The 17,213-nt window shown below is 72.6% G+C and carries 16 protein-coding genes; 9 read left to right on the top strand and 7 right to left on the bottom strand.

The genetic code is table 11. The annotated features are described in order from the left end of the window. The first annotated feature begins 103 nt into the window (after positions 1-103). From ACFQO7_RS05675 to ACFQO7_RS05685, 3 genes are all read left to right on the top strand, one after another. Positions 104-454, top strand: a complete 351-nt coding sequence (locus tag ACFQO7_RS05675) for a DUF6401 family natural product biosynthesis protein (RefSeq protein ID WP_360532552.1) — start codon at positions 104-106, stop codon at positions 452-454. Between the two features lie 135 nt (positions 455-589). Beyond that, the gene (locus ACFQO7_RS05680) at positions 590-1,987 is read left to right on the top strand and encodes an alkaline phosphatase PhoX (RefSeq protein WP_376805405.1); all 1,398 of its coding nucleotides are present in this window, start codon (positions 590-592) and stop codon (positions 1,985-1,987) included. A 107-nt stretch (positions 1,988-2,094) separates the two neighbouring features. Further along, positions 2,095-2,940 (top strand): NAD-dependent epimerase/dehydratase family protein, encoded by an 846-nt coding sequence (locus tag ACFQO7_RS05685; protein ID WP_376805406.1) that lies wholly within the window; start codon positions 2,095-2,097, stop codon positions 2,938-2,940. 121 nt (positions 2,941-3,061) lie between these two features. Here the strand turns inward: ACFQO7_RS05685 and ACFQO7_RS05690 are convergent, their stop codons facing one another. Further along, positions 3,062-4,462 carry a glycosyl hydrolase family 18 protein gene (locus tag ACFQO7_RS05690; protein WP_376805407.1) on the bottom strand — a complete coding sequence of 467 codons (1,401 nt, stop codon included), beginning with the start codon at positions 4,460-4,462 and terminating at the stop codon, positions 3,062-3,064. A gap of 300 nt (positions 4,463-4,762) precedes the next feature. Between ACFQO7_RS05690 and ACFQO7_RS05695 the strand changes: the two genes are divergently transcribed. From ACFQO7_RS05695 to ACFQO7_RS05715, 5 genes are read left to right on the top strand one after another with little or no spacing between them, the layout of a single operon-like run. Next, positions 4,763-5,686: an STM4015 family protein gene (locus ACFQO7_RS05695; RefSeq protein WP_376805408.1), complete on the top strand. Its 924-nt coding sequence runs from the start codon at positions 4,763-4,765 to the stop codon at positions 5,684-5,686. Next, positions 5,686-6,762 carry an STM4014 family protein gene (locus ACFQO7_RS05700; RefSeq protein WP_376805409.1) on the top strand — a complete coding sequence of 359 codons (1,077 nt, stop codon included), beginning with the start codon at positions 5,686-5,688 and terminating at the stop codon, positions 6,760-6,762. Before ACFQO7_RS05695 ends, ACFQO7_RS05700 begins: the two co-directional genes overlap by 1 nt. Before the next feature lie 8 nt (positions 6,763-6,770). Next, positions 6,771-7,574: an STM4013/SEN3800 family hydrolase gene (locus ACFQO7_RS05705; protein ID WP_376805410.1), complete on the top strand. Its 804-nt coding sequence runs from the start codon at positions 6,771-6,773 to the stop codon at positions 7,572-7,574. Further along, positions 7,571-8,923 carry an STM4012 family radical SAM protein gene (locus ACFQO7_RS05710; protein WP_376805411.1) on the top strand — a complete coding sequence of 451 codons (1,353 nt, stop codon included), beginning with the start codon at positions 7,571-7,573 and terminating at the stop codon, positions 8,921-8,923. The genes ACFQO7_RS05705 and ACFQO7_RS05710 overlap by 4 nt, the downstream gene beginning before the upstream one ends. After that, complete coding sequence (locus tag ACFQO7_RS05715) at positions 8,920-9,834, top strand: STM4011 family radical SAM protein (protein WP_376805412.1); 915 nt, start codon at positions 8,920-8,922, stop codon at positions 9,832-9,834. The genes ACFQO7_RS05710 and ACFQO7_RS05715 overlap by 4 nt, the downstream gene beginning before the upstream one ends. Here the strand turns inward: ACFQO7_RS05715 and ACFQO7_RS05720 are convergent. From ACFQO7_RS05720 to ACFQO7_RS05735, 4 genes are all read right to left on the bottom strand, one after another. Further along, a complete protein-coding gene (locus ACFQO7_RS05720; RefSeq protein WP_376805413.1) occupies positions 9,797-10,960 on the bottom strand; it encodes a DUF6745 domain-containing protein in 1,164 nt (387 codons plus the stop codon). The genes ACFQO7_RS05715 and ACFQO7_RS05720 overlap by 38 nt on opposite strands. A 19-nt stretch (positions 10,961-10,979) precedes the next feature. After that, the gene (locus ACFQO7_RS05725) at positions 10,980-11,300 is read right to left on the bottom strand and encodes a hypothetical protein (RefSeq protein WP_360532519.1); all 321 of its coding nucleotides are present in this window, start codon (positions 11,298-11,300) and stop codon (positions 10,980-10,982) included. Positions 11,301-11,339: 39 nt separating this feature from the next. Next, positions 11,340-12,158, bottom strand: a complete 819-nt coding sequence (locus ACFQO7_RS05730) for an HAD family hydrolase (RefSeq protein ID WP_376805414.1) — start codon at positions 12,156-12,158, stop codon at positions 11,340-11,342. Between the two features lie 148 nt (positions 12,159-12,306). Further along, entirely contained in the window at positions 12,307-13,668 is a 1,362-nt protein-coding gene (locus ACFQO7_RS05735) for a hypothetical protein (protein WP_376805415.1), read from the bottom strand. A 91-nt stretch (positions 13,669-13,759) separates the two neighbouring features. On the opposite strand from ACFQO7_RS05735, the gene ACFQO7_RS05740 reads away from it, so the two are divergent. Then, positions 13,760-14,299 (top strand): hypothetical protein, encoded by a 540-nt coding sequence (locus tag ACFQO7_RS05740; protein ID WP_376805416.1) that lies wholly within the window; start codon positions 13,760-13,762, stop codon positions 14,297-14,299. 27 nt (positions 14,300-14,326) lie between these two features. On the opposite strand, the gene ACFQO7_RS05745 is transcribed toward ACFQO7_RS05740, so the two are convergent. After that, positions 14,327-15,622: a hypothetical protein gene (locus tag ACFQO7_RS05745; RefSeq protein ID WP_376805417.1), complete on the bottom strand. Its 1,296-nt coding sequence runs from the start codon at positions 15,620-15,622 to the stop codon at positions 14,327-14,329. A 9-nt stretch (positions 15,623-15,631) separates the two neighbouring features. After that, positions 15,632-17,155, bottom strand: coding sequence for an alkaline phosphatase D family protein (locus ACFQO7_RS05750; protein WP_376805418.1), 1,524 nt, complete (start codon positions 17,153-17,155; stop codon positions 15,632-15,634). Between the last annotated feature and the right edge of the window lie 58 nt (positions 17,156-17,213).

A 17,213-nucleotide genomic window follows, 5' to 3' on the forward strand; every position in this document is an offset into this window, starting at 1 on the left:
GTCCCTCCGGCGGGTGGAGCCGGTCGGGCAGCGTTGTCCTCTGTTCGGTCATAACGGACGTCAGGCCGCATTCAAGACCCCGATGCTGCCCTAATCTCGCGGCATGGACAGTGGCCCCACCAGCCCCGAGCAAGCCCGCCAGGTGCTGGCGCGTTACGCCCGCGTCGTCGGCGACGCCGGCCGCGCCGCCGCCGCGGCCGACCCGGGCGTGCTCGCCATCCTCGACCAGGCGACGGCGAGCGTCGGCGACGCGCTCGACCCCGAGCGCCGGCCGCCCCTGCTGGAGCTGGCCTGCTACGCCGACGGGCTCACCGACAAGGCCACCGCGCTGGGCTGGAACCTGCCCGACGTCACCAGCCTGGACTGGCGGCGCGCCGACCAGATCACCTGGCGGCTGGTGGCGGTGTGCGAGATCGCCGCGGCGGTGCTGGGCAGGGACGTAACCGCTGGCTGAGCAGGCAGAAGGCGGTCGCGTAGGCATTGTTTGCCTGCTGTTCTCCTGATCTTGGCGCGGTGCGCGCGGGCTGTTCCCGGTCGAGGGCTTGCATGTCACGGGTAGACATGAAGGCCCATCGAAAGGCAGCTATCCGTGCACACCCCTCTCTCCCGCCGTAACCTGCTGCGCACCGCCACCCTCGGCGGCCTCGGCATCGCGTTCGCCGGCAGCGCGCAGGCGATCGCCGGACCCGCGTACGCCCACCCGGCCGTCGCCGGCTACGGCCCGCTGATCCCCGACCCGGCCGGCATCCTCGCCCTGCCGAAGGGCTTCTCCTACCGGATCGTCGCCGAGGCCGGCAAGACCCTCCTGTCGACCGGCGAGCCGACCCCGAGCGACCCCGACGGCACCGCCTGCTTCGGCACCCGCCGCGGCTTCACCCTGGTCAACAACCACGAGGTCGGCGGCGACGAGCCGTTCCGGGTGCCGACCCGGCCCGGCTTCACGTTCGACCCGGGCGCGGGCGGCGGCACCACCAACATCGAGGTCGACCACCACGGCAACCGGGTCCGCCAGTACGTCAGCCTGGCCGGCACGCACAACAACTGCGCCGGCGGCATCACCCCCTGGGGCACCTGGCTGACCTGCGAGGAGACCGAGCAGCGCAAGGGCGGGCAGTTCCAGCAGGACCACGGCTGGGTGTTCGAGGTCGACCCGTTCGATGCCGAGGCCAACCTCGACCCGGTGCCCCTGAAGTTCCTCGGCAGGTACTCGCACGAGGCCGTCGCCGTCGACCCGAAGACCGACGAGATCTACCTGACCGAGGACGCCAGCGGCCCCAACGGGCTCTACTTCCGCTGGGTGCCGCCAAAGGGCTTCAAGGGCCGCGACGGCGCGCTGCGCAAGCTCGCCCTCAGCGAGGGCGGCGACACCGCCGGCCGCCTGCAGGCGCTGAAGGCCACCCTCGACGGGCTGCACATCACCGACCTGTCCGCGGCCACCGAGCCCGGCACGAAGTACAAGGTGAGCTGGGTGGACGTGCCGGACCGGCTGGCCGCGACGGTCTCGGTGCGCAAGCAGTTCACCAACGACCAGGTCACCCGCGCTCGCAAGCTCGAAGGCCAGTGGTACGGCGACGGCGGCGTGTACTTCGTCTCCAGCTACGCCCGGATCACCGACGGCAGCGTGCACGAGCACGACGGCCAGGTCTGGTTCTACGACCCGAAGCGCGAGACGATCGAGCTCAAGACCATCTTCGGGGTGAACCCGGACCCGAAGGCGGAGGGCCACTACGACGGCCCGGACAACATCACCGTCTCTCCGTACGGCGGCATCATCCTCGCCGAGGACGGCGAGGGCCTGTCGCACCTGGTCGGCGTCAGCGACAAGGGCGTCACCTACCCGCTGGCCCGCAACGAGATCAGCGACAGCGAGTTCACCGGCCCGACGTTCAGCCAGGACGGCCGGATCCTGTTCGCCGGCATCCAGGCCGACGGGCTGGTCGTCGCGATCACCGGCCCGTGGGGCAAGGGCCACGGGCACGGTCACTGACCTTCCCGTATCCAGTGCCGCGCCCGCTCCGGATGTGCCGCCGGGGCGGGCGCTCCCATGTGCGGGCGGGATACCTTGTCAGCGGATCTTCGGGAGAGGTGTGGACGATGGCATTGGTGGCAGTGACGGGCGGCAGCGGCAAGCTGGGCCGGGCAGTGGTGCGCGACCTGCTCGACAACGGGTACGAGGTGGTGAACCTCGACGTGGCACCGCCTCGCGAGCAGCTGTGCCCGTACACCCGGATCGATTTCACCGACTACGGCCAGGCGGTGGAGGCGTTCAGCGCGATCGACAGCCGGTACGCGAAGGTGGACGCGGTGGTGCATCTGGCGGCGATCCCCGGGCCGGGGGTGACCGGCAACGCGGCGACGTTCGCCAACAACATCACGGTCAGCTACAACGTGTTCGCGGCGGCGCGGGCGGCGGGTGTGCGCAACATCGTGTGGGCGTCGAGTGAGACGGTGCTCGGGCTGCCGTTCGACACCCCGCCGCCGTACCTGCCGGTCGACGAGGAGTACGCGGGGCGGCCGGAGACGGCGTACTCCCTGGCCAAGCACCTCGACGAGCAGATGGCGGCGCAGTTCTGCCGGTGGGACCCGGACCTGAAGATGATCGGGCTGCGCTTCTCGAATGTGATGGAGCCGGGTGACTACGCGAACTTCGCGTCGTGGCAGGACGACGCGCGGGCGCGGATGTGGAACCTGTGGTCGTACATCGACTGCCGCGACGGTGCGCAGGCGGTGCGCCGGGCGCTGGAGTACCCCCAGCCTGGCCTGGAGGTCTTCATCATCGCCAACGCCGACACCGTGATGCACCGCGAGACCGTCGACCTGGCCGCCGAGGTCTTCCCCGACCTGCCCTGGCAGCGCCCGGTCTCCGGCAACGAGACCCTGCTCTCCATCGACAAGGCCCGCCGCATCCTCGGCTACGACCCGGTCCACGGCTGGCGCTGACCCCGCACCGGCGGCGGGCCCGCACCGTCATCCGGTGTGGGCCCGCCGCTTTCCTGCGTTGATCATGAAGTTGTGTCAAGGACACGCCGTCGAGCCGTGCCATAAGTTCATGATCAACGCGTTAGGGGAGGGTCCAGATCTGGTTGCCGGAGGTGGCGCAGGTCCAGATTTGGAGGCGGGTGCCGTCGGCGGTGCCCAGGTCCTTGGCGTCGAGGCACTTGGCGGACTGGGGGTTGCGGAGGTTGCCGTTGGACTGGGGTTGCCAGACTTGGGCACCGCTGCCGTTGCAGTCGTAGAGCTGGATCAGGGCGCCGTTGGCGGTGGAGCCGGCGGTGATGTCCATGCACTTGCCGAGGGCGCGGACGGTGCCGTCGGTGCCGATGGTCCAGGTCTGCGCGTTGGTGCCGTTGCAGGTGTAGAGCTGGATGGCGGCTCCGTTGGCGGTGCTGGCGGCGGCGACGTCGACGCACTTGCCGGAGGCCTGGCCGACGATGCGGCCGGTGCGGCCGCCCGGGGGCGGCGACGACGGCGGGGTGGTGCCGCCGATGGCGACCTCGTAGATCGCGCTGACCAGCGAGGTCGAGCCGGTGGTGTCCTGGGACAGCTCCCAGTTCATGATGCCGCCGGCGTTGGCCTTGGCCCACGTGGTCTTGCTGCGGATGGTGGGCAGGCCGTTGTAGCACTGCTGCACGCCGCTGACCGTGGTGCAGTCGCGGTTGGCGTTGGCCGGGTCCATCGCCACGAGCTGGCTGTACGTGTAGTACGTCGGGCGGCTGTAGAACGGAACGCCCAGCACGGCCTTGCTCGCGGGCAGGCCGCGGGACTTCCAGGAGTTGACCGCGTTGATCGACCAGTTGTAGTTGGCGTGCGGGCTGCCGCCGTCGTACGCCATGATGTTCAGCCAGTCGACCGCGCTGAAGACCGCGGGCTGCACGAAGTTGGCGGTGCTGCCCTCGGACACCACGGCGGCGGTGAGCAGCTTGCCGCGCGTGTGCATGGCGGTGCTGAGCTGGCTCATCAGCGCCGTGAAGTTGTTGCTCTCGGCGGTGGTGTCCGGGTACTCCCAGTCGATGTCGACGCCGTCGAGGTTGTACTGGTTGACGAGGTTCACCAGGTTGTTGACGAACGCGGTGCGGGCCGTGGCGTTGGCGGCCAGGTCCTCGAAGGCCTGGTCGTTGCCGTCGTTCCAGCCGCCGACGGCGATGGAGACCTTGACGTTGTTCGCGTGGCCGAGCGAGACCAGCGAGGACAGCTTGGACGGGTTGTCCAGGCCCTGCAGGCTGCCGTTGGAGTTGGGCAGGATGAACGCGTAGTTGATGTGCGTCAGCTTGCCGTACTGCACGGTGTTGACGTTGCCGGCCCACGAGGGCATGTAGCCCACGCTCTTGAAGCCGTTGGGCAGCACGACCGCCTGGGCCGTCGTGGCCGGGGCCAGCGCGACGGCGACGCCGGCGGCCGCGACGACCAGGGCGGCCGCGGCGGCGGCCCAGCGGCCCCGCCAGGTCTTGGGGGTGTCGGACATGGGGATCCCTTCGGTGTCCGGTGCCGTGGCAATCTGACGTCACGGCACGTCGACTGACCGGACAGGCAGGTGCGCCCCTCCCCGGCGCGGCCTGATGGCAGGCGGTGGCCGAGGGCACGCGGCAGCCCGATCTGGTGCGGGTTCGGACGAGGAAGCGGCTCGCTCCGAGTGGAACGCCTGGAGTTTAGTAAACTTAACTATCTAATGCAATGAATGAGGATGCCACGCTCGGCGGGAGCGTCGGCGGCGGGTGTTAGTGTCCGTCGTCCCAGCACCGATGCGGCCCGGCGGAGGCAGCGCATGACGATCGGCTCCCACATCACGACGTTCGCCGGACTGCCCGTCGCGGAATACCCCGCCGACCTGGGCAAGGCTTCCCGCGCCGGCAGCGCGTGGCGGCTGGAGGACCCGGACTACGACCACACCGGTCAGTTCGAGGAGCGGCTCGAAGCCCTCGCGGCGCAGGACTGGGCCAACCAGGTCACCGCGCTGGTCATCGGCAACTGGGGCGGCGCGTACGACACCGCCCCGCCGATCGGCCTGCTCGCCGCGACGCTGCCGCGGTTCACCCGGCTGCGGGCGCTGTTCCTCGGCGAGATCACGTTCGACGAGTGCGAGATCTCCTGGATCCAGCAGGCCGACATCACCCCGCTGCTGGAGGCGCTGCCGAAACTGGAGATGCTGACCGTGCGCGGCGCGACCGGCCTGGGCCTCAAGCCCGTGCGGCACACCGGGCTGCGCGAGTTCACCATCGAGTCCGGCGGCCTGCCCGCCGACGTGGTGCGCGCCGTCGCCGAGTGCGACCTGCCCGCGCTGACCCACCTGGAGCTGTGGCTCGGCACCGACAACTACGGCGGCGACGCCGACGTCGACGACCTGGCCCCGATCCTGGCCGGCACCCGGCTGCCCGCGCTGACCTCGCTCGCCCTGCGCGACGCCGAGATCGCCGACCTCGTCGCGGTGGCGCTGGCCGGGGCACCGGTCGTCGCCCGCCTGCGCAAGCTGGACCTGTCGCTCGGCATGCTCAGCGACACCGGCGCGGCCGCGCTGCTGGCCGGGCAGCCGCTCACCCACCTGGACAAACTCGACCTGCACCACCACTTCATCGGTGCGGCGGTCCTCGAACGCCTGACCGCCGAACTCGGCGAGGCCGGGGTCACCCTGGACGTGTCCGAAGGCAGCGACGCCGGCCGCGACGACCGCTACATCGCGGTGTCCGAGTAGTGCGCCTCACCGTCGTCGGCAACCCCGGGCACCGCCGCGTCGGCCTGTTCGCCGCGGCCGCCGTCCGGGCCGGGCTGCCCGAACCCGACCTGCTCGCCTGGCACGACGTGCTCAGCGGAGCCCCGCTGCGGCTGGCCCCCGGCACCGCCGTGCGCATCGAGTCGCCGGGCGAGGACGCCGAGGTGGACCGGCTGCTGCGGGGCGCCGCGAGCCCGGCCGCGCACGGCGAGATCGTGGGCGGCCGCGCCTGGTACGCCGGACTCGCCCGCGGCCTGGCCCGCATCGCCGACGCCGCCCGCGAGTCCGACGCCCGCCTGCTGGCCGACCCCGCCGAGATCCTGACCATGTTCGACAAAGCGGCCTGCCACGCCCGGCTGCTCGCGGCGCGCATCCCCGTGCCACCGGCGCTGCCCGGCTCCCCGTCCGGCTGGGCGCAACTGCGGTCCTGGCTGGACGAGGCCGGCTGGCGGCGGGTGTTCGTCAAACCGTGCCACGGCTCGTCGGCCTCCGGCGTCATCGCGCTGCAGCTCGGCAGCGGCGGCCGCATCCTGGCCACGACCTCGGTCGAGCTGTCCGGCGGGCGGCTGTTCAACTCGCTGCGGGTGCGGCACTACCGCGACGAGCGCGACGTCGCCGCGATCGTCGACCAGCTGGCCCCCGACGGCCTGCAGGTGCAGCGCTGGCTGCCCAAGGCCGGGCTCGACGGCCGCGTCGTCGACCTGCGCGTGGTCACCGTCGGCGGCGAGCCGTCGCACGTCGTGGTCCGCGGCAGCCGCTCCCCGATGACGAACCTGCACCTCGGCGGCGTACGCGGCGACCTCTGCGCGCTGCGCGCCGCCGCCGGCCGGCACTACGCTGAAGGCCTGGCCACCTGCCGGGCCGTCGCCGCCTGCTTTCCCGGCAGCCTGCACACCGGCGTCGACCTGATGTTCGCGGCGGGCTGGCGCTCGCATGCCGTCGCCGAGGTCAACGCCTTCGGCGACCTGCTCCCCGGCCTCCTGGTCGACGGCCGTGACACCTACGACGCCGAGGTCGCCGCGCTGCTGGCGAGCGAGCGAGCCGGCGTCGCGGCGTGAGCGTGGACATGGCGTCCCTGGTGGGGACGTACGACATCGCGTTGGTAACGCTCGACACGTTGCGGTATGACGTGGCGGCGGAGGAGGCCGCGGCTGGGCGCACACCGCACGTGGCGCGGGTGCTGCCGGACGGGCGGTGGGAGGCGCGGCACACGCCGGCGAGCTTCACCTATGCCGCGCACCATGCGTTCTTCGCGGGGTTCCTGCCGACGCCGGTGACGCCGGGGCGGCATGAGCGGCTGTTCGCGGCCCGGTTTCCCGGCAGCGAGACCACCGCCGACGGCACCTGGGTGTTCGACGCCCCCGACGTCGTCACCGGGCTGGGTCGGGCCGGGTACCACACGCTGTGCCTGGGTGGGGTCGGCTTCTTCAACCGGCGCTCGCCGCTCGGCAGCGTGCTGCCGGGGCTGTTCGCCGAGGACCACTGGCGGCCCGAGTTCGGGGTGACCGAACCGGACTCGCTGCGCCACCAGCTCGACCAGCTCGCCGTCAGCAGCGCGGCCGTGCCCGCGGCCCGGCCGCTGTTCACCTTCCTCAACATCTCCGCGCTGCACCAGCCCAACCGGCACTACCTGCCCGGGGCGGCCGAGGATGGGCGGGACAGCCACGCGGCCGCGCTGCGCTATGTGGACACCGTGCTGCCGCGCCTGTTCGCGCTGCTCACCTCGCGCGGGCGGCCGTGCTTCGTGGTGCTGTGCGCCGACCACGGGACCGCGTACGGCGAGGACGGCCACCAGGGGCACCGGGTCGGGCACGACGTGGTGTGGACGGTGCCGTACGCCGAGTTCACGCTGGTGCCGGGGGAGTGGTGACGGTGCTCGACGGCTCGCCCTACCAGGGCTACCTGTACGCGTACCCGCACAAGACGGCGTACCGGCCGCTGCGTCCGCGTCCGCACCTGCGCGACGTGTGGGCGGGGCAGGACCGCGACAATCTGTTCCTGTACCTGCACATCCCGTTCTGCGAGATGCGGTGCGGGTTCTGCAACCTGTTCACCCGTGCGCAGCCGCCCGCCGAGCAGGTCGGCGCGTACCTGCGGCAGTTGCGGGTGCAGGCCGAGCAGGTCGCGGCGGCGCTGGGCCCGGCCCGGTACGCCCGTGCCGCGATCGGCGGCGGCACCCCGACCCATCTGACCGCCGACGAGCTGACCGAGCTGTTCGCGATCACCACCGGCGTGCTCGGCCTGGACCCCGTCGCGGCACAGCTGTCCGTGGAGACCTCGCCCGCGACGGCGACCCCCGACCGGCTGGCGGTGCTGGCCGCGCACGGCACACACCGGGTCAGCATGGGCGTGCAGAGCTTCCTCGACAACGAGGCGCACGCCGCCGGGCGACCGCAGCGCCGGGCCGACGTCGACCGAGCCCTGACCGCGCTGCGCGACGCGGCGTTCCCGCTGCTCAACGTCGACCTCATCTACGGCATCCCCGGCCAGACCCGCGACACCTGGACCTACTCGCTACGCGAGGCCCTGGCCTGGCGACCCGAGGAGATCTACCTCTACCCGCTGTACGTGCGCCCGCTGACCGGCCTCGGCCGCCGGGGCGACGGGCCGCTGCCGTCCGACCTTGCCGCCGCGCCGGATCGCGATGCGCGCTGGGACAGCCAGCGCCTCGACCTTTACCGGCAAGGCCGTGACCTGTTGCGGGAGGCCGATTACCGGCAGCTGTCGATGCGCCAGTTCCGCCGCGCCGACGTGCCCGACCCCGATGGGGCGGACTACTGCTGCCAGGACGACGGCATGGTCGGCATCGGCTGCGGGGCGCGCTCCTACACCGCCGACCTGCACTACTCGTTCGACTACGCGGTCAGCGTGCGCGAGGTCCGCGCCATCATCGACGACTACCTGTCCCGGCCCGCCGAAGACTTCGCCTACGCCGAGTTCGGGTTCGCGCTCGACGGCGGCGAGCAGCGGCTGCGCTGGCTGGTGAAGTCGCTGCTGCGCGCCGAGGGCGTCGACCTCGCGGGCTACGCGGACCGGTTCGGGTCCAAGATGGATGACGACTTTCCTCATCTGGCGGAGCTGGTCGAACGCGGCTGGGCGGTCGGCGAGGGAGACCGCCTGGTGCTGACCGACGAGGGCCTGGCGCACGGCGACGCGATCGGGCCGTGGCTGGTGTCGGGGCCGGTGCGGGCGGCGATGTCGCGGGCGGTGCTGCGGTGAACCTGCTGCTGCTCTACCGGGGGCCGCTCGCGAGCTGCAACTTCGACTGCCCGTACTGCCCGTTCGCGAAGCGGCGCGACAGCCGGGCGCAGCTGGCCGAGGACCGGGCCGCGCTGACCCGCTTCGCCGACTGGGTCACCGAGAACCCCGCCGGGGACACGCTGTCGGTGCTGTTCACGCCGTGGGGCGAGGGGCTGACCCGGTCCTGGTACCGCGACGCGCTGGTGCGGCTGTCGCACCTGCCGCACGTCGAGAAGGTCGCCATCCAGACGAACCTGGCCGGGCGGCTGGGCTGGGTCGCCGACGCCGACCCGGCCCGGCTCGCGCTGTGGGCGACCTACCACCCGGGGCAGGTGCGCCGGGAGCGGTTCCTGGCCGCGTGCGCGACGCTGCGCGGGCACGGGATCCGGCACTCGGTCGGCATGGTGGGCCTGCCGGAGCACCACGCGGAGGCGGTCGCCATGCGGGCCGAACTGCCGGTGTCGACCTACCTGTGGATCAACGCCGCCGACGGGCACACCTACGACGCAGACGCCGAAGCGGCGTGGACGGCGATCGACCCGCTGTTCGGATACAGCGTGCGCCCGCACGCCTCGGCCGGGCACGAGTGCGGCGCGGGCGAGACCTCGCTGTCGGTGCTCGGCGACGGCACCGTGCGGCGCTGCCACTTCCTGCCCGAGCCGCTCGGCAACCTCTACGACGGCAGCTACCGCGCCGCGCTGCGGCCCCGCGCCTGCGGCAAGGCCACCTGCGACTGCCACATCGGGTACGTGCACCTCAAACGGCTCGGCCTGCACCAGGTCTTCGCCGGCGGCGTGCCCGAGCGGATCCCCGCCGGGCCGCCGCCGACCTGGGGCGTGCCGAACGCGCTGCTCACGTCTGCTGCAGGGGCGAGTACTCCTCGGGTGTGAGGCCGAACGTCCATGCCACGCCCTCGCGTGCGGTGCGGGTCGACGGCGGCACCCGCAGGAAGTACGTCCGGAAGCTGCCGTCGGGCTCGGGGCTGGAGTTCAGCACCTCGACCATCACCAGCGGCTCGTCACCGGGCAGCGTGACCCGCCACAGCGTGCCGCACTCGTCGGACTGCGTCTTGGCCGCCCCGGACTCGCGCAGGTAGCGGTCGAAGCCGAAGTGCTCCAGCATGACCCGGCGCATCTCGGCGTTGCCCTCGCCGCGGATGCGCGCGACGGTCAGCGTCGGCAGCTCCGCGGCGATCTCGGCCGGGATCGGCATGCCGCTCCACGCGTGCAGGCCGAAGCCGTCCGGGTAGGACAGTGCCGGGCCGTCGCCGTGGTGCAGCCGGCCCAGGTTGTCCCGGTGCACCTCCCGCGGGCGCTCGGTGAGGATCGCGACGTGCTCGAACGCCCACCACCAGCCCGCGCTGCAGGCCACCCGGGCCAGGCCGTCGACGTCGGGGTGGCTGTCGAACGCGCCCAGCCAGGCCGCGTCGTGCTGGCCGTGGATCACGTCGAGCAGCGCGTCCTGCCGGGCCTGCGCGAACTCGCCGCTCTGCTCCGCGAACTGCTCGGCCAGCCGGGTCCGCAGCGGCGCGGCGAGCTGGTCGACGAGCTGCTGCCAGGGACGGCGGGCGGTGGCGGCCCAGTGCCTGGCGAAGCCCACCGCGCCGAGCCGGTCGGTGAGCGCGGTCCGGGCCTGCGCCCAGGGGCGCGTGCGCACCCGGGGCCGCACGCTGCGGCCGAGCTGGAGTTCGCCCGGCCGGACACCCTGCGCGGCGAGCGCCTCGCGGACCCGCGGGTCGCCCGCCAGGCCGGTGCGCAGCATCGCCACCGCCGTCGCGCCCGCCGCGGGCGAGCCCAGCCACAGCATCCGCCGTGGCACGGGCAGGCCCGCCAGGGTGTACGCGATGCGCACGCCCGCCTCAGCACCCGCCCGGTCGGCCGGTTCGGTGCTCAGACCGGTCGCCATCCACCGCTCCGCCCGCGCGGCCAGCGACATGTCCTCGTTCCTGCGCGCCTCGCGGCGGTTCGGCCGCTGCTCGCCGGTGCTCGTGCTCGTGATCTCGCTGCTCGTCGTCATCGCCGTGTTCCCGCCGCGCTCAGTCCGCGACCGGGCGGATCGCGCCGGGGAAGTACTCGCGCTGCCGGACCACCCGGTAGGCGCCCGCGGCCAGCGCGATCGGCCCGTGCTCCTCGTGCACCAGGCGGCCGTAGCCCTCGATCAGCAGGAACAGCCGGCCCGGGTCGTCGGGCGGGCACAGCATCGCCACCCGCTCGCCGGTGATCACGTGCGCGTGCCCGGTCGCCTCGCCCAGCGCCAGCACCATGCGGTTGCGCCGGTCGCGTGGCGCGGGCATCAGATCCGGCGGCAGCTCCTCCCGCGCGATCGGGACCACCAGCACATCGCCCTGCCGAAACATAAGCACACTCCACAGCCGACCGTCGTGTCGCGGGCGACGCTAACGGGCGGGTACGACACCGTCGCCGGCGGGGAACAGCTCCTCCAGGACCGCGGCCACGCCGTCCTCGTCGTTGCTCGCGGTGACCCGGTCGGCCCCGGCCAGCGCCTGCGGGTGGGCGTTGGCGACGGCGACCCCGATCCCGGCCCAGCGCAGCACGGGAACGTCGTTGGGCATGTCCCCGAACGCGATCACCTGCGCGGCGTCGACGCCCCAGGTCGCGCAGAGGCGGGCCAGGGTGTCCGCCTTGGACACGGTGGCGGCGCTGATCTCCAGCATGCCCTTGCCGCCGGAGTAGGTGACCGCCACCTCCGGCACGAGCGCCTGCAGCCGGTTCAGCAGCTCGTCGGTGACCGGAGCCGGTGACCAGGCCAGCAGCTTCACGCAGCTCTCGGCCTCGGTCCACAGCTCGGCCCGGGTGCGCACGGGCACCCGGACGATGCTGCGGCGGCTCACGTGGTCGAAGCCGGGGCCGGTCAGCGCCCGGTGCCCGGTCTCCACCGCGAACGCGATGCCGTCCAGCGCCGGGGTGAGCACGTCGGCGACCCGCTCCGCCAGCGTCAGGGGCAGCGGGCCGGTGATGGTGACCTGGCCGCTGGCCAGGTCGTACACGACCGCGCCGTTCGAGCACACGGCCACTCCGGCGATACCCGCCGCCGCGGCGACCTCGTGGACCTCGCGGGGCGGCCGGGCGGTGCCGATCACGATGCGCGCGCCGGCCTGCGCGGCGCGGGCCAGGGCGGTGACCGTACGGGCCGAGACGGTGTGGTCGGAGCGCAGCAGGGTGCCGTCGAGGTCGACGGCGACGACGTTGATCACCGCCGGACCCTACCTTCCGCCGCCACGACCTCCACCGACGGCCACTCGGCCGCACCGGGCCGCCGCGCGGCCCATGATCGCCGGACTTGCCAGGCAACCGGGCGTACGGGCGGTCAAGATACGCACACCTGCCTGGCAAGTCGAACGATCACGGAAGGCCGGCCCGGTCCAGCAGGCTGCGCATCGACGTCACCGGCAGGCGCGGATTGGCGGCGGCCTGCGCGGCGACGGACGGTTCGGGATCCATGAGCAGAGCGGCGATGACCTCGGCGGGTGACCCGGGGTCGGCCGCGACGGCATGCCGTACGACCGCGCTCGCGTCGGTGGCGAGCCGGGCCAGGACCTCCGGAGGCAGCTCGGGGTCGCGCGGCGCGTAGCTGCGTACCCGCTCGTCAGGGTGGCCGGCGTAGGTGTGCAGGACCTCGGTGGGGAAGTTCGGGTGGTCGGACCACCGCCACCGCGACTTGCGACTGTCCCCGCGCTCGCGCAGCATCCACTCCAGCAGCGCAGGCGGGGCGTCGGGCCGTTTCGCCGAGGCTGACCGGACCCGGTGCACGGGGTCGGCGTCGAGCCGGGCGTACGCCTCCGGCGGCAGGTCCCGCGACCACGCCACCACCTCCCGGAACGCGGCGAAGGGTGAGTCCAGATAGGCCAGTCGGCGTTCCAGCGGGGCGGCGCGCAGCCAGTCCGGGCCGAAGAGATCGAAGAACTCGACCACCATCTCGGCCACCTCGTCGCCTGCGGCGGCGGCTGCCTTGCAGACGTCGTACCGCCGGGTGCGTTCCTCCTCGGTCAGCGACGGATGCTGGAGGATCGTCACCTGGACCAGCTCGTCGGGATCCGTGAAGAGCACTTCGCGGGTCGCGGGCGGCAGTGCCGGATGGTGCGCCAGGCCGCCGCGGACCTCGGGGTCCGGGTCCTGTGCCAGGGCCAGCGACTGCTCGGCGGTGAGTTCCGCATAACGGGCGAGGACCGGCCGAGTGACCGGGTCGCGCAGGAACTCCGGTTGCAGGTCCACGGGCACCTGGGGGTGCCGGGGCGAGACGGCCGCGGTGCGCACCGTCGGATCACGGTCGCTGAGCAGCGCGCGGTGCACGTCAGCGGGCGGGTCGAACCAACAGCGCGCGGCGACGGCACGGACCACCGGGTCCGGGTGGGCGGCCGATGCGGATCGGGTGATGCCGAGCAGTCGCTCCAGTTCGACGATCGTGAGGTAGCGGTCGTCGACGAGTTGTCGCCGCGGTGCGCCGAGCCAGGCCTGCCGTATGGCGGCGACCGGATGCTCCGCGAGCCGGTGAGCCATGGCCGCGGACACGTTGTCGCGACGGCTCAGTGACGTGATCAGCGCCGGGTCGTGGTGGTCGGCGATCGCGTCGACGACGGCGTCGGGCAGTTCGCCCTCGCGCACGCCCACCATGCCGGCCAGGTGGCGATCGTGGCATAGCCGTACCAGCACGTCCTCCGGCGCCGCGGGATTGCCGGCGAGGCTTTGCAGTACCTGCTGGTCCACGGGCCCTCCACACGGTCACGTCGTCACGCGGGCAAGACTAGCGGCGTCGAGGGCCGGGAGCGTCCCGCGCCATCCATGGCAGACTCGGGGCATGCAGATATCCGGGCTGCGGATGGCCGTGTTCCTGTGCGCGGGGGTGGCCAGCGCGGCGGTCGGCCTGCTGGCCCTGGTGACGCACGTCGGCATCGGCTACTACACGGTCTTCGGCATGGTGCTCGGGTGCGCCGGCGCGGTGCTGGCCTGGCTCGGGCTCGCCGACCTGCGCCCCGGCCCGATCGTCTGGGCCGGGGTGGCGGTGCTGGCGATCTGCGGTCTGCTGGCAGGCCTGCTGGTGGTACGCGAGGACGTCTGCTGCATGTTCGGCTACCGCCGCGGCCTCGGTTATCCCTGGTCGTGGCTGAACAGCGGGGCCGACGCGTCCACCCTGGACGAGATCGAGGAGATCGCGGCCACGCCCGAACGTCTGCCCCTGCACCTCGACCCGGTGAAGCTGCTCCTGGACGCCCTGTTCTGGACCCAGGCCGCGATCCTCGCCGTGATCCCGGCGGTGCTGGTGCTGCGCCGCGCGGAGACCGACACCCGAGGTGATCATGAGGTTATGCCGCCGACACGCCGCCGAGCCGTGCCATAGGTTCATGATCACCCCGGGTGGGGGTGGTTACCAGTCCGAGTTGGCGGCGCCGAGGCCGAGGCGGATCTGGTCGAACTGGTTGCCGTCGTTGTCGTCGGTGAAGGTCAGGGCGATCTCGCCCCAGGGGGAGACGGCGACGGCGGGCTGGTCCTGGCGGCCGGTGGTGAGGTCGCTGTAGAACTGGGCGGGCAGGCGGGCGGCGGTGGTGCCGTCGGGGTTGAAGCCGCGGGCCCATACGTCGCCGGTGTTCGCCGGGATCGACCAGGCGACCACCACGTTGGCCTGGTCGTCGATGCCGGTCGAGGGCGCGGTCGCGCCCGGCTGCGGGGAGACCTCGACGTCGGCGTGGCGGGGGTTGCCGGCCGAGGTGAACGAGCGGGTCCAGACGGTCGGGACGCCGGTGTGGTCGGACTCCCAGGCCACCGTGAACTCGCCGGTCATGTTCGCCGCCACGGACGCGTTACGCTGCTGGCCGTCGCCGGTGGCGTTGGCGGTGCGCCGGGACAGGGTCACCGCGCCGTTGGCTTTGGCGAGCCGGACCAGGCCGATGTTGTCGAAGCCGTTGCCGTCGCCGTCCTCGTTCCACACCACGACCGCGTCGCCCGCAGCGGACACCGCGACGTCGGGGCGGTGGTGCGCGCCGGTGGTCTGGCTTGCCGTGACCTCGTACGCCTTGGTGGTGACGTTGGTGAAGCCCGCCGCCTTGACCGTGGCCGGGTTCGGGTCCTGGACGTCCTCCCAGACCACGGTGAACGCGACCGCGCTCGGGCTGCTCGGCGTGCCGTCGGGGTCGACGGCCACGGCGGGCTGGATCTGCTGGCCGGCGGCCGAGGCGTTGGCGTTGCCGGAGCCCAGGATCGTGCCGGTGGGGGAGACGACCCGGTAGGGGATGTTGTAGAAGCCGTTGCCGTCCGGGTCGTCGGCCCAGACCACCACGGCGTTGCCCTTGTCGTCGAGGCCGACGTCGGGGGACAGGTGCCGCCAGGTGGTGCCGGCGGTGCCGCCCGCGGAGAGCTTCAGCTCGTACACGGCGACGCCGTCGCGGAACAGGCGCAGGTAGATCTCGGAGTGCGTGGCGTCCTCGGGCGCGGTGGTGTCGCGGTCGTCCTCCCAGACGACGGCGACGTGGCCGGACCGGTTCGTGGCCACCGCGGAGACGTCCTGGTCGCCGGTGGCGGTGCTGTTCGCGGTCGTCCAGGTGACGGAGACGGGTGTCAGCGCGGCCAGGGCGCGGGCGGCGGGGACCGGGGAGGCGGCGGCCGGGGTCGCGGCGACGGCCACGACCACCGCCGCGGACAGGGCCAGGGTGGTGAGGGCTCTCATGTGTTTCTCCTAGACCTGCTGCAGGCCGGGCAGGCCGTCCTGGATGACGTACGAGCGCAGCGTGGACACCGCGGCCCCGTGCTCGGTGACCGCGCCGACCGCGCGGAAGTCGGCGCGGACCTGCGCCTGGCTGATCGTGGTGCGCACGTAGCCGCGCCGGTCGGAGTAGAACTTCAGGTGCGGGTTGGTGGCCACGTTCGGGACGGTTGTGGTGGCGCTGCCGTCGCCGCCGGAACTGATCGACGTGCACACCAGCTCGGTGCCGATGGTCGCCGAGTTCGGGTTGGCGTAGTCGGCCTTGAGCTCGTTGGCCCAGGACTTGTGCACGTCACCGGTGAGCACCAGCGGGTTGCGCACCGCGCGGTCACGCCAGCCCTGCTGGATACGGGCCCGCGAGCCGCGGTAGCCGTCCCAGGAGTCCATGCTGGCGGCCCCGGCCGCGTCGAACTGGCGGGCGAAGAACACCTGCTGGCCAAGCACATCCCAGGTGCTGTGGTGCTGGGCGAGGCCGTCGAGCAGCCACGCCTCCTGCGCCGCGCCGGTGAGGCTGCGGGCGGGCAGGTCGGCGTCGGCGCACACCTTCCAGCCGTCGCCGCAGGCCTGGTCGTCGCGGAACTGGCGGGTGTCGAGCATGTGGAACGTGGCCAGCTTGCCCCAGCGGATGCGGCGGTACAGCGGGATGCTGTTGCCGTTCGGCGTCGAGGCCGGGCGCAGCGGCATGTTCTCGTAGTACGCCTGGTATGCCGCGGTGCGCCGGGCGATCCACTGGGCCGCGGTCAGCGCCGGTGAGCTGTCGGCGCGCACGTTGGTGGCGTAGTTGTTCTCGACCTCGTGGTCGTCGGGCACCACCAGCCAGGGCGCGGCGGCGTGCGCGGCCTGCAGGTCGGGGTCGGACTTGTAGAGCGCGTACCGGCGGCGGTAGTCGGCCAGCGACACGATCTCGGCGCCGACGTGCTCGCGCACCGAACCCGCGGTCGCGCCGCCCTCGTAGATGTAGTCGCCCAGGTGCAGCACCAGGCCGGGGTTGTCCTCGGCCAGGCGGCGGTACGCGGTGAAGTAGCCGGCCTGCCAGTTCGAGCACGACGCGAACGCCATCACCAGGTCACGGCCGAACGTGGTCGGCGCGGGCGCGGTGCGGGTGCGCCCGACCGGCGAGAGGTGGCCCTGCGCCCGGAAACGGTAGTAGTAGTCGGCGTCTGCGGCCAGCCCGCCCGCGATCACGTGCACCGAGTGCGCGTCGGCGTACCGGGCGGTGACCGAGCCGGACGCGGCCAGCGTGCTGAACGAGCTGCTGGTGGAGACCTGCCAGTCGACGACGACGTCGGCGTCGGCCATGCCGCCCTGGCCGTCGGCGTTGAGCGGCGTCGGCGCGAGGCGCGTCCACAGCACGACGCTGTCGGACTCGGGGTCGCCCGAAGCCACCCCGAGCTTGAACGGGTACGGGGCGGCGGCGAACGCGCTCGCGCCGGTCAGCGCGGTCCCCGCGATCGCGAGTCCGCCTAGGACGAACGTGCGGCGATGGAGTGATCTCATGCGCCGGACATTCACGGACGATGATGAATGTGATCCGTTGTGGCGTTGAACCACGGAT

Source organism: Catellatospora aurea, assembly GCF_042663325.1.
GTDB classification, from domain to species: domain Bacteria; phylum Actinomycetota; class Actinomycetes; order Mycobacteriales; family Micromonosporaceae; genus Catellatospora; species Catellatospora aurea.

Excerpts from the sequence above, each read along its gene's own strand:
- ACFQO7_RS05675 (WP_360532552.1), top strand. The coding sequence starts at position 104 with ATGGACAGTGGCCCCACCAGCCCCGAGCAAGCCCGCCAGGTGCTGGCG.
- ACFQO7_RS05685 (WP_376805406.1), top strand. The coding sequence starts at position 2,095 with ATGGCATTGGTGGCAGTGACGGGCGGCAGCGGCAAGCTGGGCCGGGCA.
- ACFQO7_RS05690 (WP_376805407.1), bottom strand. The coding sequence starts at position 4,462 with ATGTCCGACACCCCCAAGACCTGGCGGGGCCGCTGGGCCGCCGCCGCG.
- ACFQO7_RS05695 (WP_376805408.1), top strand. The coding sequence starts at position 4,763 with ATGACGATCGGCTCCCACATCACGACGTTCGCCGGACTGCCCGTCGCG.
- ACFQO7_RS05705 (WP_376805410.1), top strand. The coding sequence starts at position 6,771 with ATGGCGTCCCTGGTGGGGACGTACGACATCGCGTTGGTAACGCTCGAC.
- ACFQO7_RS05720 (WP_376805413.1), bottom strand. The coding sequence starts at position 10,960 with ATGACGACGAGCAGCGAGATCACGAGCACGAGCACCGGCGAGCAGCGG.
- ACFQO7_RS05725 (WP_360532519.1), bottom strand. The coding sequence starts at position 11,300 with ATGTTTCGGCAGGGCGATGTGCTGGTGGTCCCGATCGCGCGGGAGGAG.
- ACFQO7_RS05740 (WP_376805416.1), top strand. The coding sequence starts at position 13,760 with ATGCAGATATCCGGGCTGCGGATGGCCGTGTTCCTGTGCGCGGGGGTG.
- ACFQO7_RS05745 (WP_376805417.1), bottom strand. The coding sequence starts at position 15,622 with ATGAGAGCCCTCACCACCCTGGCCCTGTCCGCGGCGGTGGTCGTGGCC.
- ACFQO7_RS05750 (WP_376805418.1), bottom strand. The coding sequence starts at position 17,155 with ATGAGATCACTCCATCGCCGCACGTTCGTCCTAGGCGGACTCGCGATC.